The sequence below is a fragment of the Flavobacterium tagetis genome (assembly GCF_016735615.1).
Taxonomy (GTDB): domain Bacteria; phylum Bacteroidota; class Bacteroidia; order Flavobacteriales; family Flavobacteriaceae; genus Flavobacterium; species Flavobacterium tagetis.
Genome location: NZ_JAERSF010000001.1, coordinates 629,178 through 653,048 on the forward strand (window position 1 = coordinate 629,178; position 23,871 = coordinate 653,048).

The following is a 23,871-nucleotide window of genomic DNA, read 5'->3' on the forward strand; positions in this document are numbered from 1 at the left end:
ACAAAAATACTACAAATTGTATTTCATTGAAAATATGATGTAGCGTGGTTGAACCGTATATTGAGAAACTCGTGTTGAGAACTGCGAAAAGCTGTCATCATTAAGATAAGTGGTGTTCAGCAGATTGGTTGCCGAGATTTTATATTCCCATTTGCTATTCTTTTTTTGATAAATTAAACTGGCGCTTAAAAAATCATATTCGTTATCAACGGTTTTATCTCCATTATAATAATGGTAGAATTCGTATTCTGAAACAAAAGAAAAACTATCCAAGAAATAATAATCTAACCTTGCAAATGGTTTATCAGTGTAAAAAGTTGAACCGCTGTATTTATTAACCAAAAGGTTATATCCAAATTCGATATTTGGAAGATTTTTATAATTTGTTGAAGCTCGTACAGTATAACTCTGACTGAAACTCTCTGTTGTTGACAATTGATTGTTCTGAATATTATTGAATTTTGACCAATTAAAAGTTGCATTTGCAGAGGCTTTATAATTCTTTAAAAACGAACGCCCATAATTTCCCATTCCTGTAAAAGTCTCATCAGCTAAATTGGAATTGTACGGAACAGAAGACTGATTAATTCCGTCAAAATTGGCTTTTGTTTTAATGGCATCTACTTTTCTTGTATAAGTTGCATTGGCAAAAATGTTCTCGAAATTGAACATATTATACTTAAAATAACGAAGCGAATGCACTTGTGAAGTAGCATTTTCTAAGAAACGATTTCCGCGGAACAAACTGCTGTAATCAGATAAAACGTAACCAGCTGCCAATTGATTAATATCGGTAAAATCATTTGTAAGAGAGAAATTATAAGTAAGTGTTTCAGACTTTTTGATTTGATATAGAGCAAAGAAATCGGGAAGCACTTTCACAAAATTCTGAGAATAATCAGTTCCCAATTGTCCATTTATCATTTGATATGTATGCAGACTTACTCCAGGCGTCAAAGTAAATTTTCCAGTCAAGATTTTATAATGAAAGCCTACAAAAGCATCATTAAATCTGTAATCTACATCGTTATTATTCTCTGAATTATTTAAATCATTTCTGTCTCCATTATCTAACATTTGAAAAATATGAGAATCGAAGTTCTGATAAGAATAGGTATTTCCTAATGTAATATTGATATTACTTTTTGGCGTTACCATATAATGGTAATCCAGTTTGGCATCTAGCTTATTAGTTTTTACAAAACGATTCTGGTTGTAATCATTTCTAGATTGTGTAACATCATATCCTGACAAAGCAAAAGGAAGCGTTTGTAAATTGGCATTATAAAATGGATTTTCGTCCTGATATAAATGCTGCATTTCAAAAGCAAAAATATTTTTAGCACTTTGTGTATAATACAAACTCAAATTTTGGTTAACAGAAGTAGGATCTTGCTTTTTAGTTGTAAAAATATCTTCTGAAGTCGCGACATTCTGAACAATCTGTTCTCTAAACAAATCTGAATATTCTTCTTGTTTTGTCAGCTTTGTTAAGATGTCATAATCAAACTGAAATTTGTCGCTTGGCTTGTATGTTGAACTTAATTTAAAAAGACCCAAATTATTCTTTTGACTTGTATTTTCATCACGTCTCTGCTGATCTCCAGAATCTAAAATTGTTGTCTGAGATTTTGTTTCTAATTGCGTTTTTGAAGTCGAGAGAATCCCAAAACCACTTAAATTCCAAGCTTTATTAACTGAATAAGCAAAGTTTGTTGCTCCAAATTTGGTTTCAATTTCTTTAGCGCGATTGTTTCGAAGCAATGAAATTCCTAAATCATTAGAAGAAACATTAAAATTGCTGCCTCCTTTTTTCATCACATTTTTAAAACCTCCTGTAAACTTAAAGTAATCCTGTGCTGTAAGAGGCAATTCGCCAATATTATTAAAATTGGTAATTAAATTAATACTGTATTTTGGACTGTAATAGAACAGTTTCGGATTAATGATATATCTACTGTCCAATTCTGCAACACCAATTCCTGCAGTAACGTCTCCAAACCAAAAGTTCTTTTTGCCTTCTTTCAGTTTAATATTCATCGCTACATTATCCTGATCGTTTTCTAGACCTTTTAACTGGCTTATTTCGTTATAATTTCTTAAAACCTGGACTTTATCAATAGCATCAGCAGGAATATTTTTAACACCTAGTTTTGTGTCTCCGTCAAAAAAGTCTTTTCCTTCCACCATTAATTTACTGACTTTTTTCCCTTCAACTTCGATTTCTCCATCGGCATTTACCTCAACTCCTGGAAGTTTTTTTAAGACATCTTCAAGCTTTTTTTCGGTTCCAGATTTAAAAGAATCAGCATTATAAACAATTGTGTCACCTTTTATAGAAACAGGCATTTCACGAACAATTTCAACACCTTCCAATTCTATTCCTGCGCCATCCAAAACAATATTCTGATTCATATTTTCAGACTTTGTTGACACTGAAATTTCTTTAGACTTCATTCCCAAATAACTCACTTTAATAGTATAAGCAGTATTAGGTTTTAAAGTCAGCTGAAATTTTCCTTTGTCATTCGTAATTCCATAAGAATCCATTGCTTTTGTACCATTATTAATAGCCATAATATTGGCCATTTCTAACGGATTTTTCTGTTCGTCCTGAATCAAACCGTCAAAACGGACACTTTGCGAAAAGGAAATAGAAGTAAAAAGTATGGCAAATAAAAAAAGTATCTTATTCATTATAAGAATATTGAAATTTTGGATTTTGAAAATTGGAATTTTAAATACATTATCTTCCCATTGGAGGAGGCCCGCCTGCACGGCCGCGATTCATCTCCCTGAATCCTTCCATTTTTTTAATTACCGTTTCATCGTATTCTTTCTGAGAAATTACTTTTCCTTTCTTAGAAGGTTTTATTTCCACTTTATCTTTGGCATTCAAAACAATTTTCGAACACAAGATTGTAGTTGTTCCATCGTTAATTTCTAAAATTAATCCTGGAAGTCCCCAGTAATTTTCTGGTCCTTGATTAATCGGAATTTCTGGTGTATACCAAGCTGTTACAACTATCTCTTTTGGAATTTCAAAATTGTCTGCGAAATTGGTTTTTGTCTCGCCCGAGGTCTTTTTAACTTCGTCTTTTTTGTCGTCATTGTTTTTAGGTCTAAAGTTTCTGAAATCAGTTTTGCTAGCCTGTTTTACTGCTGTCGCTTTGAAGCAATTGTAACCACCTATTTGTTTGGTTTCCTGTTCTAATTTCCATTCTAATTTTGGAAGAGAATCTACAACAAGAAATTCCTTGCCCATAAATTCTTTATCGACCGTATACGTTTTTGCCTTTACATCTTTATAAAAAGTACCGCCACCGCCAGTAAGTGAGCCAAACATAACTCTAAAACCTCCTTGCTGTTGACCAGGCGCTTCTAGCTTTTCCTCTTCTTTATAAATTGATGCAGCTTTATCGAAATTTAAAATGAATGTTTTTTCGAGCATTTTTTTCATGCGCTCTTCCATGTTTTTCTGCATTTCTGGCGTAATATCTCTATTTCCGCGCATTCCCTCAAATTTTGGCGCCTGTGTTTTTGACTCGTAAACGGCCATTCCTTGAAAATCTTTTTGAGCTTGAATTTGCATAGAAACAAGCAGTAAAGTCATATAAAAAAATATCTTTTTCATTTCATTTTCTTTAAGTGAGTAAATCCGACAAAACTTACATTCAAATGTATTATTAATTTTAAAATTCAAAAAACTAAATATATAAACGGCATTAAGGTATAGATAGAACCGCTTATTTTTTAGACTATTAGATTTTAAAAAGGTTTAAGGCTCAAAATTGAAATTTTAAAGAGAGTTTTTTGTAATTTGGTACTCTTGTAAAATAATTTTCAATTTGTAAAATGGTGCAAAAAATTATATTTTCTTTATTTCTTTTCTGCACTTTTCATGCGCTTTCAGCTCAGGATTTGAGTATAAATCCAACTTTAATTTCCCAATATAAAAATACTTCTGATACGTTTTTAGGATATGATGCTTTTGGATATTCTTATCAGATAACAAATAATGTTTTTAGTAAAATTAAAGGAAAAGAAATCTTCGAATACAAGAATGTTTCTTTGGGAAAAATCACGAAAGTTGACCTTCAAAATCCGTTAAAAATTGTTTTGTTTTATGAAGATTTCAATAGTGTTGTTTTGTTGGACAATCAATTAAATAAAATGACCGAAATTAATTTTTCGCAGAATGCAAATCCAATTGTAGTAAGTGCCATCGGAATGTCTACGCAAAATCAATTATGGATTTATAACACTTTAAACCAGCAGATTGGTCTTTTTGATTATTTAAAAAATGAATACAAAACGGTTTCAATTCCGCTGACTGAACCTATTCAGTATTATCAAACCGATTTTAATACTTTCTATTGGATTGACAAGAAAAATAATTGGTACTCTTGTGACATTTTTGGAAAGATAACTTCGTTAGGGAAAATTGCTAATTTTGATAAAATTTCTATCGTTAACTCTTCTCAATATCTTTTCGCTAAGGGTAATTTATTGTATTTTAAAGGATTTAATAAATCAAATCCTGAGGTAATTTCTGAAATTAAAGTTTTAGAAAAAACCTTTGACAATTTTTATTACAAAGACCAAATTTTATCTATTTTTACAGCTACAGATATATCAAATTATAAAATCGTAACACCGTAATGCACATAGCAATAGCAGGAAATATAGGCGCAGGAAAAACTACTCTGACCAAATTATTGGCGAAACATTTCAAATGGGAACCTCATTATGAAGATGTAGTTGACAATCCGTACTTGGATGATTTCTATCATCAGATGGAGCGTTGGTCGTTCAATCTTCAGATTTATTTCCTAAACAGCCGTTTCCGTCAAGTGCAGCAAATTCGCGAAAGCGGAAAAAAAATCATTCAGGACAGAACGATTTACGAAGATGCACATATTTTCGCTCCCAACTTATATGCAATGGGATTAATGACAAGTCGTGATTTTGAAAATTACACGTCTTTGTTCGAATTGATGGAATCATTGGTTAAAGCTCCAGATTTATTGATTTATTTAAGAAGTTCGATTCCGAATTTAGTTGGACAAATTCACAAACGTGGACGCGAATACGAAAACTCTATTTCTATCGATTATTTAAGCCGTTTGAATGAAAGATACGAAGCTTGGATTCAGACTTATAGCAAAGGAAAATTACTAATAATTGACGTTGACAACATTAATTTTGTTGACAATCCTGAAGATTTAGGAGATATTATTAATAAAATTGATGCTGAACTGAACGGATTATTTTAAAACATAATCTACACAAATATAAAAATGCCTCTAAATAATTTTAGAGGCATTTTCTATTTTAATAAATTCTGTCAAAGTTATTATTTTGCAGCTTCAACTTTTGCTAAAACCTCTTCTTCGGTTCCTTCAAAAACTTCTGTAGTTGTTTTACCATTTTCAGTTTTAGTAACAGTTCCAGTGGTTTTACCGTTGATATTTTTAACCTCAACTCGAACCGATTGTTTCTCATATTTACTAGTATCAAAACAATCTGTTTTTTGGTATTTTCCAGTTTTGTCAAAGTGTGCTAAACATTTTGCCGTTTCTTCTTCAGAACAACCTTTTTCTTTGCACATTTTAATACATTCTTCTTTTGTCATTCCAGACATATCACCACATTTAGACATTCCTACATGCATTTCTGTTTTAGCACAGCAAGAAGCTTTTGCAGCAATATCTGACGGAGCGTGCCCTTCGCCCAAAATTGGCGCAATTACCAATCCGATCAAGCAAGTTAATTTGATTAAGATATTCATTGATGGCCCAGAAGTATCTTTAAATGGATCTCCAACTGTATCTCCTGTTACTGCTGCTTTGTGTGCATCAGAACCTTTATAAGTCATTTCTCCGTTGATCATAACTCCAGCCTCAAAAGATTTTTTAGCATTGTCCCAAGCACCTCCTGCATTGTTTTGAAAAACTGCCCAAAGAACTCCAGAAACCGTAACTCCAGCCATATACCCTCCTAACATTTCAGCGATTAATTGATTGTTATCTGAGTAAACTAATTTTCCTAAAAGCACAATCAAGATTGGAAAACCGATCGTTAAAATCCCTGGAAGCATCATTTCACGCAAAGCAGCTTTTGTAGAAATTTCAACACATTTTCCATATTCTGGTTTTCCTGTCCCTTCCATAATTCCAGCAATTTCTTTGAACTGGCGACGAACTTCATACACCATATCCATTGCCGCTTTTCCAACAGAATTCATCGCTAAAGCTGAGAAAACTACCGGAATCATTCCACCAACAAATAACATCGCTAAAACTGGTGCTTTAAAGATATTAATTCCGTCAATTCCTGTGAAGGTAACATATGCTGCAAACAAGGCCAATGAAGTTAAAGCAGCAGAGGCAATTGCAAACCCTTTTCCTGTTGCTGCGGTTGTATTTCCTACTGAGTCTAAAATATCGGTTCTAGTACGAACCTCTTTTGGCAATTCGCTCATTTCTGCAATACCTCCAGCATTATCAGAAATTGGCCCAAAAGCATCGATTGCCAATTGCATTGCCGTTGTAGCCATCATGGCTGAAGCTGCCAAAGCTACTCCGTAGAATCCTGCTAAAGCATACGAAATCCAAATTGCCACAGCAAACAATAATACAGTTGGGAAAGTCGAAATCATACCTGTTGCTAAACCTGCAATTACGTTTGTTCCTGCTCCTGTAGAAGATTTTTGAACAATGGCTAAAACTGGTTTTGTTCCTAATCCTGTATAATATTCTGTTACTGATGAAATAGCACCACCTACAACTAATCCTACCAATGTAGCGTAGAAAACACGCATTGATGAAATCGCTTTAGAACCTTCTCCAAAAAAAGTCATTTGCATTGTTTCAGGAAGCATGTGCTGTACTAAGAAGAAACAAGCCACAGCTGTTAAAACAATAGAAACCCAGTTCCCTATATTTAATGCTTTCTGTACTTGTGCTTCTTTAGCATTATCATCTGAGATCTTTACTAAAGTTGTTCCGATAATTGAAAATAAAATTCCGAAACCGGCAATAGCCATTGGAAGCAAAATTGGTCCAATTCCGCCAAAAGCATCATTGATACTTCCACCCATATCTTTTATCACATAGTTTCCAAGAACCATTGCAGCTAGAACAGTTGCCACATAAGAACCAAATAAATCGGCACCCATACCTGCAACGTCTCCCACGTTATCTCCCACGTTATCTGCAATTGTTGCTGGGTTACGAGGATCATCTTCTGGAATTCCAGCTTCAACTTTCCCAACTAAATCAGCTCCAACATCTGCTGCTTTTGTATAGATTCCACCGCCAACTCTAGCAAATAAAGCAATAGATTCAGCTCCTAATGAAAATCCTGCAAGAGTTTCTAAGACAACCGTCATTGTATCGGTATCTTTCCAAACTCCTCCAGAAAATAAATGAAAGAAAATGATAAAAAATGATGTCAAACCTAAAACAGCCAAACCTGCTACACCTAATCCCATTACGGTTCCACCACCAAAAGAAACTTTTAAAGCCTGTGGTAAGCTAGTACGTGCTGCCTGAGTGGTTCTAACGTTTGTTTTTGTTGCTATTTTCATTCCCATATTTCCCGCTAAAGCAGAGAAAAATGCACCAAAAATAAATGCAATTACGATTAATAAATGTGTTTTTACTCCTGGAATAAAAGTAATTCCTGCCAAAGCTAAACTGGCAATAATTACAAAGATGGTTAATAGTTTGTATTCAGCTTTTAGAAAGGCTAAGGCTCCTTCGTAGATGTAATCTGAAATCTCTTTCATCTTACCGTCTCCAGCATCTTGTTTTAAAACCCAAGTCCTTTTTATTCCCATGAAAAGTAATCCTAAAACTGCCATAATAATCGGCAGGTAAATCATAAATGCATTCATAATATTTTAATGGTTTTGGTTAATAGTCAACAATCTAACTAAAACGAATTTAAACAAAAAAGCAATACTCCTGACGGCAGTATTGCTTTTTTTATATTAGAATACGGTTAAAATTATTTAATGCTAAATAATCCTGCTGGTTTATTTTCAATATCATCAAAACGCTTTGTACACTCAGCGATAATATCGTAAGCTTCTTTAACATCTCCCCATCCTTCTACATCTACTTTTTTGTTTTCAAGATCTTTGTAAACTTGGAAAAAGTGCTCGATTTCTTTTACTAAGTGCGGATTGATATCAGAAAGGTCATTTAATGAATTCCAGATTGGATCTGAAACTGGTACACAAATAATTTTCTCGTCTGGTCCTTTGTCATCTGCCATGTGGAAAACACCGATTGGCTTAACCTCCATTACACATCCAGGGAAAGTTGGTTCGTTTACCAAAACTAATACGTCAAGAGGATCACCATCTAAAGCTAAAGTTTCTGGAATAAATCCGTAATCAGCTGGGTACATCATTGAAGAGAATAACATTCTGTCGAAACGCATTCTTTTAATTTCAAAATCGTACTCGTATTTATTTCTGCTTCCTCTTGGTATTTCGATCAATACATCGAAAGTCGTTAATTTGTCTGCGGTCATTTTTGTTTTTTATTGTTTCTATAATTTCGGTTGCAAAAATAACTAAAGAATCTAGTTTTACAATAAAAAACAAGGTTAAATTATCCTCATTAGAGTTTAAAAAACAAGCATTTAATAGCTAATTGTTCTATTTCTTTTTTTCAAGTAATAATGCCAGAGTAAATAGGTCGCATAAGAACGATACGGACTCCATTGTTCAGCATGAATTTCCATTTCTTGTTTATCATGAATATTCAACAATTCCTTGATTGTATTTATGACTGCTATATCTCCTAACGGGATTAAATCGGGTTCTTCAAGACAGAACATCAGATAAATATCTATTGTCCAATTGCCTATTCCTTTTAATTTAATTAGCTCTTCGCGAACTTGTTTTGCAGATTTTGAAGCTAAACTTTCGATATCTAATTCTTTGTTTAAAACCGCTTCCGCTAAAACTTTGATATATCTTGTTTTCTGACGGCTTACTCCAAGATTTCGAAATTCTTCATCAGACAAAACCGCCATGTTTTCAGGATTACAAGTTGTAAAAGCTTTAATTTTTAAGAATGTGGTTTTCGCCGAATCTATAGAAACCTGCTGCTCAAGAATTAATAAAACCAAAGTTTCAAAACCTGGAGGACGTCTAGGGATTGGTGGCAATCCATACTTTTCTATGATTTCTAGAAATATTGAATTTTTAGAGGAAAGGAAATCTATGGCTTCTTGCATGATTATAGTTTTCGAAAGTAAATCAAATTTAAGAAAAATGGAGTTAGTTCTCGCAAAGTCGCTAAGTCGCTAAGTTTTTTTTATCTCTCGCAGATTTTGCAGATTAAGCAGATAAAAATCTGATCTCGAATCTCAATGATTATTGAAAGCTAGAAACAAAAAAAAACGCAAAGATTTAAAACCTTTGCGACTTTGTAACTTTGAGCCTTTGCATCTTTAAAAATAAAATCCGAAAGATCCTTTTACTGCAAATTTATGAGCATCAGGCATATCTAAGTAATTTCCTCTCCAAGAAAAATCAATACGGAAGACTTTAAAAATGTTTCCAATACCAGCATGATATTCATAATACACTTTTTCAGGAGCATTATAAGGCAATCCAGAAGCATTTATGGCACGATTGGCATCAGAAATTGTTCCGTGGACAGCTCTAACTCCAATATATTCTCTCCAATTCAGTTTTCTCATGAAAGGAATTCTAGCGAACAATCTTCCTCCAAAATCATGATTCCATTGTAGGGTTGTATATTGATCCGTTACGAATTCGTAGAAATTCAGGTTACTGAATGTATTTTCAATTGTAAAATAAGTCTGGTTACCAGGAATTACACTCATCAAACCTAACGGAATTGTACCGAATGTTTTTCCTGTTTCAACTGTAATATTTGTTCTTCCTAAGGGACCAATAATAATTGGCTGTCTATAGAAAACTTGAATTTTTTCGTAAGCAAAATCGCTGTCAAAAACGCCTTTTAATCCATAACTGAAATTCACAAAGAAATGACTAAAAGGACTATCAACTAAATCTCTTTCTACGCCATAACCAATAGTTTTTCTGTTTGGCATAAACTCAAACTGAATGTTTGCCTCAGATTGTTTTACCATGCTTTCGACAACTCCAGCTGGATTTTCCGCGGTTGGTAAAGTTGTATAATAATCTAAACTAAATGTCTTAGAAGCCGATTCTAATGTTCGATATGAAAGTCCAGCTGAGACAATAAAATTCTTTTTAGGCTCCATTTCAACAGAAACATTACTTAAATTGATATTGGTCAATTTTCCGTTGCTTCCGGTCGTGAACAATGCCGAAGATGCAAAACTTCGCCCTAAAACATCATTTGTAGTGGTTAAACTTGCACCAATCTGCTCAATGTCGCGCCTATTTCCACCAGAAATAATAACTCGGTTTTTCTTGTCAACCATCCATTTTCCAGAAACACCATATTTGAATTTATTATCATCAAATCCATATGCTGTATAAGCCTGAATACGCCATGGATCGTTTGGTCCGAAATAAGTTCTTCCACCTACCCTTAACCTTATACCTTCAACTTCATTGTATCCGAAAGTTGAGAAAATTGGTCCGTAATCGAAGTTTTTAAATTCAATGTAACCGCTTCCTAAAATCGAGACGAGATTATACAGCTGCTTAAATCGCTTGACGGTTTGCAATGTATCGAGCATCTTATAAATTCCCTGCTCGTCTTTATTTAATTTTTCAAAACGATTTTCTTCCCAGAATTCAGGCGGTCGGTCGTAAACGGCATTGTCTATAAAATTGACTTCTTCTTTATAGAATTTCTCAGGTTTCTGAATGTTGAATTTATGATTTCGGTATAAAGTCGTTCTTTTTCCATAAACTCCTTTCGATTTTTCTTTCTTGTTTAAAGCAAAATCAGACATCATATAATCACGGGTCAAAAGGAAAACAGAATCGTTTTCAACCTCAAATTCCTGTTCGATATAAATATCTTTTACCCAGTTAATATTGGCACTTTTTGTAACACCCATATTAATTTTCTTGATGGCAAAAGTGGTGTCATTAACCCAAAAATCTCCTTTAAAAGTCAATTCGTTTTTACGTCTCGGATAGAAAACAATATTATAACACCATTTTTTATCGACAAATGCGCTGTCTTTTAGGACATAATTGTAAACATCGATTCCCGTTCTCGAAAGTGGACTCGTAAAACTTTTATCAAAAAATTTAAGATGATTGTCGTAAATATTATACTCAGAATAAAGATCTTTTACAAAAGATAAAATCTGCTGGTTTCCGTTAAAACCAGACATTTTATTTCCAGTTAGATTTTCTTTTACCTTTTTTAGTTTGTTGTCACCATAAACATCATAAACCGATTCGTTTATAAAAATTGGCAAATAAGTTTTCCCTGTAACATCTGAAGTATCAACGTGATTAAAGATAAACTCCATTCCTTTAAAAAGCTTATTCTTCATGAATGCACTATCAATAGTGTTCATGTCAAATTCTACTTTTTCGTACTTCTGCATTTGATATTGATTAAATAGGTATAATCCGTTTTTACGTTTTCTTTCCCAGATTTTTCTCAAAATATCCAATGCCGGATTATTCTTCTTAGAAGTTTTTCCAGTATAAATTACAACTTCGTTAAGCACTTGCTCTTCGAACAAAACAATTTTAAAATTATAATTAACTGCTTTATCTAAAGGAACTTCTTTATCCGAAAATCCTGCTGAAGTAACCAAAAGCGCAGTATAGGTATTTGGTGATTCTAAATAAAAACGACCATCTTCATTTGAAACAATCCCAATATTTGAACCTTTAAATACCACATTTGCAAAAGGTATCGGCTGATTGGTTTTGTCCAAAACAATTCCACTCACCTTAGTTTGTGCAGTAGCGACATTCGCAAAAGCAAATAAAAAATATAAGAGAAGTAGAGTTAATTTGTTCATTATAAAGTAAAAAAAAACTTCACCAATCCATGTTGTCTGATGAAGTTTTATGAGTATTTTGTATTTGTATTATTTGTATAATACTTTTTTAACTGCTTTTACTACATCACCTGCATTTGGCAACCAGTCTTTAAGCAATACTGGAGAATACGGTGCAGGAGTGTCTGCTGTTGTAATACGTTGAATTGGCGCATCAAGGAAGTCGAATGCTTGTTCTTGAACGATATAAGAGATTTCAGAAGAAAGGCTGGCAACTGGCCAAGCTTCTTCAAGAATTACTAAACGGTTTGTTTTTTTAACCGATTTTAAGATAGCATCTTTGTCCATTGGACGAACTGTTCTTAAATCGATAATCTCACAAGAAATACCTTCTTTTGCTAATTCATCAGCAGCGATAAAAGCTTCTTTGATGATTTTTCCGAATGAAACGATAGTTACATCTGTTCCTTCACGTTTAACATCAGCAACACCTAGAGGAATTGTGTATTCTCCGTCTGGCACTTCACCTTTGTCTCCATACATTTGCTCAGATTCCATGAAAATAACTGGATCGTTATCACGAATAGCTGATTTTAAAAGTCCTTTTGCATCATAAGGAGTTGAAGGAACTACAACTTTTAAACCTGGAGTATTAGCAAACCAGTTTTCTAAAGCTTGTGAGTGAGTAGCTCCTAATTGACCAGCAGAGGCTGTTGGTCCGCGGAAAACGATAGGCACATTAAACTGTCCTCCTGTCATTTGACGCATTTTAGCAGCGTTATTTATAATTTGATCAATACCAACTAAACAGAAGTTGAATGTCATATATTCTACAATAGGGCGGTTTCCGTTCATTGCAGAACCTACTGCAATTCCTGAAAATCCAAGCTCAGCAATTGGAGTATCGATTACTCTTTTTTCACCAAACTCAGCAAGCATTCCTTTAGAAGCTTTGTAAGCTCCATTGTATTCTGCAACCTCTTCTCCCATTAAATATATGGATTCATCGCGACGCATTTCTTCGCTCATCGCTTCACAAATGGCCTCTCTAAATTGTATTGTTCTCATATTTTATATTGTATGTTGAATTTTCTGAAGAGCAAAAATAAATATTTTAAATAACTTAAATGCAAAAATTGAATTTAAAATCGCATGAACTTCTATCTGTTCTCAGGTTTTAACTTTTTAAACTTTATTGTGATATTTACGAAATCGATATAATAACGTATAATTCACACTTAAACTTACTTAAAACATTTTCAGACAAACTTCTATCGATTTGTTTAATTCTTGTTTCTCCAAAATTCATTCATCTAAACGTAAAAAACAAAAAATTAGTATTTATCAGACAAAATTAATTTGCTTTCAGACTGATGGTTATTGCAAAATTCCTAACAATCAGACAAAATCAATGTTTTTTATTTTTTAGATTCCGATGAAATCCATTCAAAACTACAGAATCAGCGAAATCGTAATAGTTTTAAAAAATATTATGCATGCATAGTATAATTATTCCAAATTAAATTCTAAATTTGTAAAAGCATATTATAAATTCAAAATATATACTTATGAAAATACTAGTTTGCATCAGCCATGTGCCTGATACTACTTCAAAAATCAACTTTACCAATGGTGATTCAGAATTTGACACTAATGGTGTACAATATGTAATTAACCCTAACGACGAATTCGGTCTTACACGCGCTATATGGTTTCAAGAACAACAAGGAGCAAATGTAACGGTTGTAAACGTCGGAGGTCCTGATACTGAACCAACTTTACGTAAAGCTTTGGCAATTGGAGCAAACGAAGCAATTCGTGTAAACGCAAACCCAACTGATGGTTTCTTCGTTGCAAAACAATTAGCAGAAGTAATTAAAAACGGTGGTTATGATTTAGTAATTGCTGGTAAAGAATCTTTGGATTACAACGGAGGAATGGTTCCTGGAATGATTGCTGGAATCTTAGGACACAACTTCTTAAACTCTTGTACGGCTTTAACTGTTGACGGAAACAATGTAAAAGCTGTTCGTGAAATTGATGGTGGAAAAGAAACTGTAAGCACTACTCTTCCTTTAATCATTGGAGGTCAAAAAGGTCTTGTTGAGGAAAAAGATTTACGTATCCCGAACATGAGAGGAATTATGACTGCAAGAACAAAAGCGCTTACTATTCTTGAGCCAGTTGATGCAGCTGTAAATACAAAAGCGGTAAAATTTGAAAAACCAGCTCCAAAATCAGCAGTAAAATTAGTTTCTGCAGATAATTTAGATGAGTTAATCAATTTATTACACAACGAAGCGAAAGTAATCTAGTATTCAGTTATCAGTTTTTAGTGTTCAGTTTAAAACCTGAAACCTGAAACTAAATAACCTTTAAACAAAAACATTATGTCAATATTAATATACGCAGAATCTGCAGAAGGAAAATTTAAAAAAGTTGCTTTCGAATTAGCTTCTTACGCTAAAAAAGTAGCTGAATCATTAGGAACAACTGTTACTGCTTTAACAGTAAACATCAGTGATGTAAGCGAATTAGGCAAATACGGAGTTGATAAAGTTTTAAAAGTAAACAATGATAAATTAGCTGGTTTTAATGCAAAAGCTTACGCTGATGTTATTAAACAAGCAGCGGAGAAAGAAGGGACAAAAGTTGTATTGCTTTCTTCTACAACAGATAGTATTTATCTTTCACCGCTAGTTGCTGTGGCTTTAAATGCTGGTTTTGCTTCAAATGTAGTTGGATTGCCAGTTAGCACTTCTCCATTTCAAGTAAAAAGAAATGCTTTTTCAAACAAAGCTTTCAACATTACACAAATCGATACAGATGTAAAAGTTCTTGGTTTAGCTAAAAACTCTTACGGACTTTTTGAAAGCGCAGGAGCTGCGGCTGCAGAAGATTTCAATCCAAATGTTGGAGATAATGACTTTGGTGTAAAAGTAGAATCTGTAGAAAAAGTATCTGGAAAAGTTTCTATCGCCGATGCAGATATCGTAGTTTCTGGCGGACGCGGATTAAAAGGTCCAGAAAACTGGGGATTAGTAGAAGATCTTGCTGCTGTTCTTGGTGCTGCAACTGCTTGTTCTAAACCAGTTTCTGATTTAGGATGGAGACCTCATAGCGAGCACGTTGGACAAACAGGAAAACCAGTTGCAACAAACTTATACATTGCTATTGGTATCTCTGGAGCGATTCAGCACATTGCAGGAATCAACTCTTCTAAAGTAAAAGTAGTAATCAATAACGACCCTGAAGCTCCTTTCTTTAAAGTTGCTGACTATGGTGTAGTTGGAGATGCTTTTGAAATTGTACCTCAATTAACAGAGAAATTAAAAGCTTTTAAAGCTCAGCATTCTTAATACAAAGAATTCTCTTTAAAAATATTGCTGCCTAAAAACAAGATGTTGTATCTTTGTTTATAGGCAGCTTTTTTGTTCCATATTTTTTGATTAAAATTGCAGCTTTATTTTCCAAACCAAAATAGTATTAAAATAAGGCGCTAAGTGCCTTTTTTACAAACATATATGAGTCTAGTAAAATTATCCATAAAAGGAATTTCATACAGTCAAACTCAAAATGGTGCTTATGCCTTAATTTTGAATGAAGTCGACGGCGAGAGAAAATTACCTATTGTTATTGGCGCTTTTGAAGCCCAGTCAATCGCTATTGCTTTAGAAAAAGAAATAAAACCGCCACGCCCGTTAACACACGATTTATTCAAAAATTTCGCTGAAAGATTTGATATAGTGGTAAAACAAGTTATAATTCACAAATTGGTTGACGGTGTTTTTTATTCAAGCTTAATCTGCGAAAGAGACAAAATTGAAGAGATTATCGATGCAAGAACTTCTGACGCTATTGCCTTAGCATTACGCTTCAATGCTCCTATTTTTACTTATAAAAACATTTTAGACAAAGCTGGAATTTATTTAAAATCGAATACTGCTGAAACAGATTCTGGCGCTCAAGAAATTGATGATGTCCTTTCAAACCCTGAAACTTTCGGACACGAAGAAGAAAGCAACCAATCCGGAGACGTTTACGCAAAACATTCTTTGCAGGAATTAAACGAACTTTTAGACCAAGCCGTTTCTCAGGAAGATTACGAAAAAGCCGCAAAAATTAGAGACGAAATCTCTAGAAGATAATTTTAAGGCTGTAAGTCGTAAGCTTTAGGCTATAAGCTTAAAGCACAAATATAAAAAACAAACTTTAAGCATTAGGAAAAAGCCTAAAGCTTAAAGCCTAAAGCTTAAAGCAATCATGAAACAATACTTAGATTTAGTAAAACACGTTTTAGAAAATGGCAATCAAAAAGGAGACCGTACCGGAACAGGAACTAAAAGCGTTTTTGGCTACCAAATGCGCTTTGATTTAAGTGAAGGTTTCCCAATGGTTACAACCAAAAAACTACATTTAAAATCGATTATTTACGAACTGCTTTGGTTCTTAAAAGGAGATACAAATATAAAATACCTTCAGGAAAACGGAGTAAAAATCTGGGATGAATGGGCAGATTCTAATGGCGATTTAGGGCCAGTTTACGGGCATCAATGGCGTAACTGGAACAGCGAAGAAATCGACCAGATTTCGGAATTGATTACGGAGCTAAAAACAAATCCAAATAGCCGAAGAATGTTGGTTTCTGCATGGAACCCTTCTGTTCTGCCAGACACTAAAAAATCTTTTGAGGAAAATGTAGCCAATAACAAAGCAGCTTTACCTCCTTGTCACGCATTTTTTCAGTTTTATGTCGCAAGTCCAGATCCTGAAAAAGGAGAAACAAAAGGAAAACTTTCTTGCCAATTATATCAGCGAAGTGCAGATATTTTCTTGGGAGTTCCTTTTAACATTGCTTCTTATGCATTGCTAACTATGATGATTGCACAAGTATGTGATTTAGAGCCAGGTGAATTTATTCACACTTTTGGCGATGCACATATTTACAATAATCATTTTGAACAATTGGAACTGCAATTAACACGTGAACCAAAACCATTACCAAAAATGATTTTAAATCCAGAGATTAAAAACATTTTTGATTTTGATTATAATGATTTCACACTTGTAGATTACGATCCGCATCCTGCTATAAAAGGAAGTGTTGCAGTATAAAAAACAAAAATCCGCTTTAATAGCGGATTTTTTTATACAACTAAAACACTGTTTTCGCTTCCAGCGTAATCATTCCATTTATAAGAATCGGCTTCTGGGTCATTTACATAATTCCCGTCAATCAGATACTTAAATTCGTAAATAGCATCTTTAACCAAGTCGTAAGTTGCTTTAAAAGTACCATTTTTCAGTTTACTCAAAGCTCCTTCTTCGGCATTCCAATTATTGAAATCTCCAACAACAGCTGCTGAGTTTGCATCTTTCGCATCTATTGAAAACGTAACTTTACATACCGGCTTCGTTTTCACAAATTGTTTTTTCAAAGACATAACTATTTCATTTTTAGATTTATACATCTAAAATTAATTAAATTCGGCGAAACACTTACTACCGTAAGAAACGATTTATGATAATTCTAAAAACAGTATATTATTTTCGCTTTATTGGTAATTTAAAGCGGTTAAAATTTTGTTATTCAAATTATTGGAGCATCAAAAATTAAATATTCCACATTCAAAATATTGACTTTCGAAAATAAATTTTAACTTTATGATCTCATTTTTATCTTATGGAAAAAGAAGTGCACGAACAATACGAATACGCTAGACGCCGATTAAGACAAAAAAAGGTCTTATATTTTCATTTTGTTCTTTTCCTGCTAGGAAGTTTATTTTTATTTATTGCCAATAGATTTTTTGGCTTTGGAGAAGGCACAAGTCAAAATTGGTGTATCTGGGGTATTACAATCTGGCTTTTCCTTTTTATTCTTCATTTTATAAAAGTGTATATAACAGACCGTTTTATGAATAAAAAATGGGAAAGAGAACAAATTGACCGCTTAGTTGCTTTACAGCAAAAAAGAATCAGCCAGCTTGAATCTTCTATTAACGAAGAGAATGAAAATAAAATTTAGTTAAGCATACCATGATTATAATGATAGCGGCTGCAGCCGAAAATAATGCGCTTGGAAAAAACAACGAATTAGTATGGCATTTACCAAATGATTTTAAAAGATTTAAATCGCTTACCACTGGCCATCATATTATTATGGGAAGAAAAACTTTTGAAAGTTTCCCGAAACCCTTACCAGATCGCGTTCATATTGTAATTTCACGTCAAGAAAATTATAAACCAGAAGGATGCATTGTAGTAGATAGTATTGAAAAAGCAATTGCTCTATGTCCTGAAGATGATGACAGTTATATTATTGGCGGTGGCGAAATTTACAATCTCGCTCTTCCTTTTACTGATATTATTGAATTAACAAAAGTTCACCATTCTTTTGAAGCAGATGCTTTTTTTCCTAAAATCAATAAAAGCGAATGGATTTTGGTAGAATCTGAAGAAAACTATAAAGATGAAAAGCATCTTTATGATTATACTTATGAAACTTACATTAGAAAATAAATAAAAAACATCCTCTTTTTACGGAGGATGTTTTTAAATAATTGATTTTTGAAGCTTAACTCGCTCAAGAAGAATTTTGTTTAAAAAAAATCACAAATGTCGAGAAACATTTGTAAAACTGAATAACATTTAATGTTATTTGAGACCTTGGTCTCAAACGCCTTTAATAACAAATACCACTAAGATATTAAAGGCAGAAAATTAAAATTTCCAAAAACAAATTTAATCCTAAGAACGTACTTTGCGCTTAATATAGTATTTCCCCCCAAGAACAATACTTTCAAAACTCTTTCATGAACAAATGAATTACCAGCACAAAAAAAGTAACCATCTGTTTAAGTCATAGCGACATTATCAATCATTAAAACTTTAATCATTTTTACTTGAACAAAGTTGCTCATAATAGCGCTATTAGACAATACCAAGATTTAGGGATTTTGACAAAATACCTAGATTTAGGGATGGCAAAATGCCAGCTTAATCTGTTTTAAAATAAATCCTCTAAAACATTTATTTTACAAATTAAAAAACTCAATTACAGTTAAACTAGATTGTTTATATTTGTCCAAATTAAAAAAATGTCTGAAAAAGTAACTCCGTATAAAGACTCTTCTTTAGGTAAAAAAGAGCAAGTAACCCAAATGTTTGATACCATTTCTGGGAATTACGATAATTTGAATCGTGTAATTTCATTTGGTATCGATGTTAAATGGCGCAAAAAAGTATTAAAAATAGTATCAGACAAAAAACCAAAAGTTATTCTTGATATCGCAACAGGAACTGGCGATTTAGCTATTTTAATGTCGCAAACTAATGCCGAAAAAATTATTGGTCTAGATATTTCTGCAGGAATGCTAGAAGTGGGAAAAAAGAAAGTAGAAGAAAAAAAACTTTCAAATGTTATTGAACTAGTTTTAGGAGATTCTGAAAATATGCCGTTTGAAGACAATTATTTTGACGCTATCACAGTTGGCTTTGGCGTAAGAAATTTTGAAAACCTAGAGAAAGGCTTTTCAGAAATCTTACGAGTTTTAAAACCAAATGGCGTTTTTGTTATATTGGAAACTTCTGTTCCAGATAAATTTCCTTATAAACAAGGTTACAATTTCTACAGCAAAAATATACTTCCGTTAATCGGAAAATTATTTTCTAAAGATAATGACGCTTATGGCTATTTATCTGAATCTGCCGCCGCTTTTCCTTATGGAGAAGCCTTAAACAATATTTTAAGAAAAACTGGGTTTATAGATGTTGTGGCAATGCCTCAAACTTTTGGTGTCGCAACAATTTATTCTGCATCTAAAAAATAGTATGAAAAAAGCTGTAATCTTATTTTTATTAGTCTTAGCGACAAAAGGACATTCGCAATTTGCTAAAAATATGTTTAGCAAAGATCCTATTATTAATCTTGAAAACTGGCAAAAGCAACGTATTTACTTTGGCTACTATTTAGGTTTTAATAGTTTTGACTTCAAATTTGATTACAAAACGCCTGTACAGGAAGATATTCAAGTAAAAAAAACAACTGGTTTTAACGTGGGAGTCGTGGCCGATTTAAGGCTTCAAGAATATATTAACCTACGTTTTGAACCAGGTTTGTATTATACTAAACGTGATCTTTATTTTCCCGGTATCAGCAATAAAGAAAGCGATTATTTAAGAGAGGTAAATAGTACTTACATTCACTTTCCTTTATTACTGAAATTTTCTGCCTTGCGTACAGGAAACATTCGTCCATACTTAGTTGGCGGTATGTCTACCACTTTAAACTTATCGAGTAACTCAAAATCTAAAGACGATAATTTTGAGCAGAAATTTAGAGTAAAACAATGGACTGCTGCTTATGAATTAGGTTTAGGAATTGATATTTTTACAGAATACTTTATCTTTTCTCCTTCTGTTAGAGGAATGTTCGGCATAACAGATGAGCTTATTAGAGATAATACTCCAGACAGCCCATGGACAGGAAACATTGATTCAATGAAATCAAGAGCGCTTTTAATAAATTTCACTTTCCATTAAAACAAAATATCAACTATTTCGTTTAAATTCACTAAGAATAATTGCTGTTGCAGTAGCTACATTTAAACTTTCAGTTTTTTGAAGCTCTCCAAATCTAGGAATTGTGAGACGGCTGGTTACTATTTTTTCAATTTCTTCTGAAATACCGTTGGCTTCATTACCCATAATAATGATGCCACTCTGAGGTAATTGGGATTGATAAATATTTTCTCCATCCATAAAAGTTCCAAAAACTGGCAGTTTAGTTTGAGCAAGAAAAAGTTTTAAATCAATATAGTTTACATTTACTCTGGCAATAGACCCCATTGTAGCTTGTACCACTTTCGGATTATAAATATCTACTGTTTCTTTAGAACAAACAATCTGCTTAATACCAAACCAATCGCAAAGGCGCAAAATAGTTCCTAAATTTCCAGGGTCTCTAATATCGTCTAATGCTAAAATTAAACCCGAATCGATTATCTTCTTTTCGGCTGGAATTTTAAAAACTGCCAAACAAGAATTTGGAGTCGACAAAGCACTTATTTTTTTCAGTTCTTGCTCATTAATAAGAGTGCGTTTTGAAGCATGGACAGTTTCAAAATCATTTAATGTGGTGTATAAATGTTCTAATTCAAAATTGGATTGCAGCAATTCTTGAATTACTTTTACTCCTTCAGCAAAGAATAATTGATTAGCAAAACGTTGCTTTTTTTGATGTAAACTAGAGATAAGCTTTATTTGGTTTTTACTAACCATAAAATAATGTACTTTTGAATTAAATATTAAAAAACACTTGAAAAATAATTCCACAAAAATAATAGCATTTCTTCTAATTGCAATATTAATTTGCGCTTGTAATGCCGTAAAAAGAGTTCCCGATGGAAAAAACCTTCTTGTAAAAAATAATATTTTAGTAAACGGAAAAGCGACAAATGACGAAACAGCTTCCAACCAAATGTACCAAAAACCAAATGGTAAATTATTAGGTTATAAGCTTCGATTAAATTTATACAATTTAGCCAATTTAAACCCAGATTCTACTTATCAGGCAAAATTCAAGAACAATCCTGGAAAGTATGAGCGAATGTCTAAAATATTCTCTGCAAAACAAGTAGATCGTCTTGGACAATCTTTTTATTACAAAGGAATTCATGAGTTTCTAAAAAATACTGGAGAACCACCAGTAATAATAGATACTTCAAAAACTAAAAAATCACTATTACGTTTAAAATACTATTATTTCAACAATGGTTATTTTAACGTTCAAACGGATTATACAATTGATACTACTGGAGTAAAAAGAGCCGAAATTAACTATAACATTACTACAGGACCGGCTTATAAATTGGATACTATCAAAACCAAAATAATGACGCCTGCATTAGATTCATTATATAGAACCAACAACGATCCTTCTTTATTAAAATCTGGAAATCAATACAAAACTACAGATTTTGAGGAAGAAAAAAACCGCATTACAACATATTTTAGAAATCACGGCGCTTATTATTTTCAGCCTACGTATGTGACTTTTGACATTGATACAATTGGCAAAAAAGCTAAAGCAGATGTCACTTTAATTATCAACAACAACAATATTCAAGAAAGAGATTCTAGTCGTACAGAACCTTTTAAACTATACAAGATTAGCGATGTAAATATTTACACCGATTATTCTGCTACAAATGCCAAGAAAAAACCAACCGACAGTGTAACTTACAACAATTTTAACCTATACAGTTACAAAGGTTTAAAATACAGACCACGTGCTATTACCGATGCTATTTTCATTTCAAAAGGAAGCACTTTTGCAGATTTCAGAACCACTCTTTCTTCTCGCTCTTTAAATAATTTAAGAATTTTCAACTATCCATCTATTCAATACGAAGTAGACAAAAGAGATTCTACAGCTCAATCTCTTATTGCTAATGTTTATTTGACTCCGAGAAAAAAATACAGTTTTGGAGCTACTTTGGATGTAACACACTCTAATATTCAAGATTTTGGAATTGGAGCTAGTATTTCTGAAACGATTCGAAACGTATTTAACCGAGCGGAAACTCTCGAAATTTCGGCTCGTTTAAATGTTGGATCTTCTAGAGATATGGCTAACCCAAACAATAATTTCTTTAATGTTTCTGAATATGGTTTGGATATGAAGTTGAATTTCCCAAGAATTTTACTGCCTTTTGGAACCGAGAAAATCATTCCAAAAAGTATGATTCCGTATACCTCTATATCTTCTGGTTTTTCAAAACAGCGAAATATTGGTTTAGATAAAGAAAACTTTACAGGGGGTATTTCATACAACTGGACACCAAAACGTCACAATTCAGCAAAACTTGAATTGTTGAACGCGCAGTTTGTTCGCAACTTAAATCCAGACAATTACTTTAATGTTTACACCTCTTCTTATGATGATTTGAATGGAATTGCACAAAATTACAACCAACAAACTTCTAATGTTGATGAACACGGAAACTTAATTGTACCTACGGGAACAACAGGATTTACTAATGATGTATTAACAGGACAAACTGCTCTAACACCTACTGACTCTCAATATCAAGAAGTTGAAAGCATCGAAGAAAGAAGAGTTCGTTTGACTGAAAATGATTTCATCTTAGCGACAAGCTATTCTTTTACCAAAACAACTAAAAAAGATTTGGCTGATAATAATTTTTATCAATTTAGAACCAAAATCGAATCTGCAGGAACTCTATTATCAGCTGTTTCATCAATTGGGAATTTACCTAAAAATTCTAGAGGCAACTACGAGATTTTTAACTTAGAATATTCAGAATATATTAAAACCGAATTTGACTATATCAAACACTGGGACTTTGGAAAAGAAAAAGTTTTAGCAGTCAGAAGTTTCTTTGGAATTGCAATTCCGTTTGGAAATTCAAACTATATTCCGTTTTCACGAAGTTATTATGGTGGAGGTTCCAATGATAACCGTGCTTGGCAACCTTATGCTTTAGGACCTGGAAGCACCAATGCTGTAAATGACTTTAACGAGGCTAATATGAAAATCGCTGCAAGTGCTGAATTTCGTTTCAAAATTTTCGGTGATGTAAAAGGAGCTCTCTTTGCAGACGCCGGAAATATCTGGAATGTGCTCGATAATGTGATAGATCCGAAAGCAAAATTTGATAACTTAAACGATTTAGAAGAAATTGCATTAGGTACAGGATTTGGTTTAAGATACGATTTGAGTTTTTTTGTGATTCGTTTAGATTTAGGCTTTAAGACTTATAATCCGGCACATGAGAAGGGAGATCGATGGTTTAAAGAATACAATTTTGGACACTCGGTTTTAAATTTTGGTATAAATTATCCGTTCTAATGCTAATTAATTCTTATTTTTGCAACCTAAAAACTAAAAACAAC

The 23,871-nt window shown here is 33.0% G+C and carries 20 protein-coding genes; 11 read left to right on the plus strand and 9 right to left on the minus strand.

All coding sequences use genetic code 11. The annotated features are described in order from the left end of the window. Positions 1-9: 9 nt before the first annotated feature. Positions 10-2,697: a carboxypeptidase-like regulatory domain-containing protein gene (locus JI750_RS02735; RefSeq protein ID WP_201998816.1), complete on the minus strand. Its 2,688-nt coding sequence runs from the start codon at positions 2,695-2,697 to the stop codon at positions 10-12. 49 nt (positions 2,698-2,746) lie between these two features. Further along, a complete protein-coding gene (locus JI750_RS02740; protein ID WP_201998818.1) occupies positions 2,747-3,634 on the minus strand; it encodes a GLPGLI family protein in 888 nt (295 codons plus the stop codon). Between the two features lie 212 nt (positions 3,635-3,846). Between JI750_RS02740 and JI750_RS02745 the strand changes: the two genes are divergently transcribed. Next, positions 3,847-4,662, plus strand: a complete 816-nt coding sequence (locus JI750_RS02745; RefSeq protein ID WP_201999763.1) for a hypothetical protein — start codon at positions 3,847-3,849, stop codon at positions 4,660-4,662. Beyond that, positions 4,662-5,276 (plus strand): deoxynucleoside kinase, encoded by a 615-nt coding sequence (locus JI750_RS02750; protein WP_111367772.1) that lies wholly within the window; start codon positions 4,662-4,664, stop codon positions 5,274-5,276. The genes JI750_RS02745 and JI750_RS02750 overlap by 1 nt, the downstream gene beginning before the upstream one ends. A gap of 80 nt (positions 5,277-5,356) precedes the next feature. Here JI750_RS02750 and JI750_RS02755 read toward each other — a convergent pair whose 3' ends face one another. From JI750_RS02755 to JI750_RS02775, 5 genes are all read right to left on the minus strand, one after another. Then, the gene (locus tag JI750_RS02755) at positions 5,357-7,900 is read right to left on the minus strand and encodes a sodium-translocating pyrophosphatase (RefSeq protein ID WP_201998820.1); all 2,544 of its coding nucleotides are present in this window, start codon (positions 7,898-7,900) and stop codon (positions 5,357-5,359) included. 113 nt (positions 7,901-8,013) lie between these two features. Further along, positions 8,014-8,544: an inorganic diphosphatase gene (locus JI750_RS02760; protein ID WP_111288276.1), complete on the minus strand. Its 531-nt coding sequence runs from the start codon at positions 8,542-8,544 to the stop codon at positions 8,014-8,016. 111 nt (positions 8,545-8,655) lie between these two features. Then, entirely contained in the window at positions 8,656-9,255 is a 600-nt protein-coding gene (locus tag JI750_RS02765; RefSeq protein WP_201998822.1) for a DNA-3-methyladenine glycosylase family protein, read from the minus strand. Between the two features lie 216 nt (positions 9,256-9,471). Then, on the minus strand, positions 9,472-11,973 hold the full coding sequence (locus JI750_RS02770; RefSeq protein ID WP_201998823.1) for a DUF5686 and carboxypeptidase-like regulatory domain-containing protein: 2,502 nt from the start codon (positions 11,971-11,973) through the stop codon (positions 9,472-9,474). Positions 11,974-12,042: 69 nt separating this feature from the next. Next, positions 12,043-13,020 (minus strand): pyruvate dehydrogenase complex E1 component subunit beta, encoded by a 978-nt coding sequence (locus JI750_RS02775; protein WP_008466560.1) that lies wholly within the window; start codon positions 13,018-13,020, stop codon positions 12,043-12,045. Between the two features lie 500 nt (positions 13,021-13,520). Between JI750_RS02775 and JI750_RS02780 the strand changes: the two genes are divergently transcribed. From JI750_RS02780 to JI750_RS02795, 4 genes are all read left to right on the plus strand, one after another. Further along, on the plus strand, positions 13,521-14,267 hold the full coding sequence (locus tag JI750_RS02780) for an electron transfer flavoprotein subunit beta/FixA family protein (protein ID WP_201998824.1): 747 nt from the start codon (positions 13,521-13,523) through the stop codon (positions 14,265-14,267). A 75-nt stretch (positions 14,268-14,342) separates the two neighbouring features. Further along, positions 14,343-15,311, plus strand: a complete 969-nt coding sequence (locus tag JI750_RS02785) for an electron transfer flavoprotein subunit alpha/FixB family protein (protein WP_201998825.1) — start codon at positions 14,343-14,345, stop codon at positions 15,309-15,311. Between the two features lie 165 nt (positions 15,312-15,476). After that, a complete protein-coding gene (locus JI750_RS02790; RefSeq protein WP_008466556.1) occupies positions 15,477-16,100 on the plus strand; it encodes a bifunctional nuclease family protein in 624 nt (207 codons plus the stop codon). Positions 16,101-16,215: 115 nt separating this feature from the next. Beyond that, positions 16,216-17,067, plus strand: a complete 852-nt coding sequence (locus JI750_RS02795; protein ID WP_129746153.1) for a thymidylate synthase — start codon at positions 16,216-16,218, stop codon at positions 17,065-17,067. A gap of 32 nt (positions 17,068-17,099) precedes the next feature. Here the strand turns inward: JI750_RS02795 and JI750_RS02800 are convergent, their stop codons facing one another. Then, a complete protein-coding gene (locus JI750_RS02800) occupies positions 17,100-17,396 on the minus strand; it encodes an isoamylase early set domain-containing protein (RefSeq protein ID WP_201998826.1) in 297 nt (98 codons plus the stop codon). A gap of 239 nt (positions 17,397-17,635) precedes the next feature. Here JI750_RS02800 and JI750_RS02805 point away from each other — a divergent pair, with 239 nt between their 5' ends. The 4 genes from JI750_RS02805 to porT all read left to right on the plus strand — a co-directional run bounded on the left by JI750_RS02805 (position 17,636) and on the right by porT (position 20,496). Then, positions 17,636-17,980, plus strand: coding sequence for a 2TM domain-containing protein (locus JI750_RS02805; protein ID WP_111426087.1), 345 nt, complete (start codon positions 17,636-17,638; stop codon positions 17,978-17,980). Positions 17,981-17,991: 11 nt separating this feature from the next. Further along, entirely contained in the window at positions 17,992-18,474 is a 483-nt protein-coding gene (locus JI750_RS02810; RefSeq protein ID WP_201998827.1) for a dihydrofolate reductase, read from the plus strand. A gap of 578 nt (positions 18,475-19,052) precedes the next feature. Then, positions 19,053-19,784 carry a bifunctional demethylmenaquinone methyltransferase/2-methoxy-6-polyprenyl-1,4-benzoquinol methylase UbiE gene (ubiE, locus tag JI750_RS02815; RefSeq protein ID WP_201998828.1) on the plus strand — a complete coding sequence of 244 codons (732 nt, stop codon included), beginning with the start codon at positions 19,053-19,055 and terminating at the stop codon, positions 19,782-19,784. Between the two features lies 1 nt (position 19,785). After that, entirely contained in the window at positions 19,786-20,496 is a 711-nt protein-coding gene (porT, locus tag JI750_RS02820) for a type IX secretion/gliding motility protein PorT/SprT (RefSeq protein WP_201998829.1), read from the plus strand. 9 nt (positions 20,497-20,505) lie between these two features. Here porT and JI750_RS02825 read toward each other — a convergent pair whose 3' ends face one another. Next, positions 20,506-21,234 (minus strand): RNA methyltransferase, encoded by a 729-nt coding sequence (locus tag JI750_RS02825; RefSeq protein ID WP_201998830.1) that lies wholly within the window; start codon positions 21,232-21,234, stop codon positions 20,506-20,508. A gap of 37 nt (positions 21,235-21,271) precedes the next feature. On the opposite strand from JI750_RS02825, the gene tamL reads away from it, so the two are divergent. Beyond that, positions 21,272-23,827, plus strand: coding sequence for a translocation and assembly module lipoprotein TamL (gene tamL, locus JI750_RS02830; protein ID WP_201998832.1), 2,556 nt, complete (start codon positions 21,272-21,274; stop codon positions 23,825-23,827). Positions 23,828-23,871 lie beyond the last annotated feature (44 nt).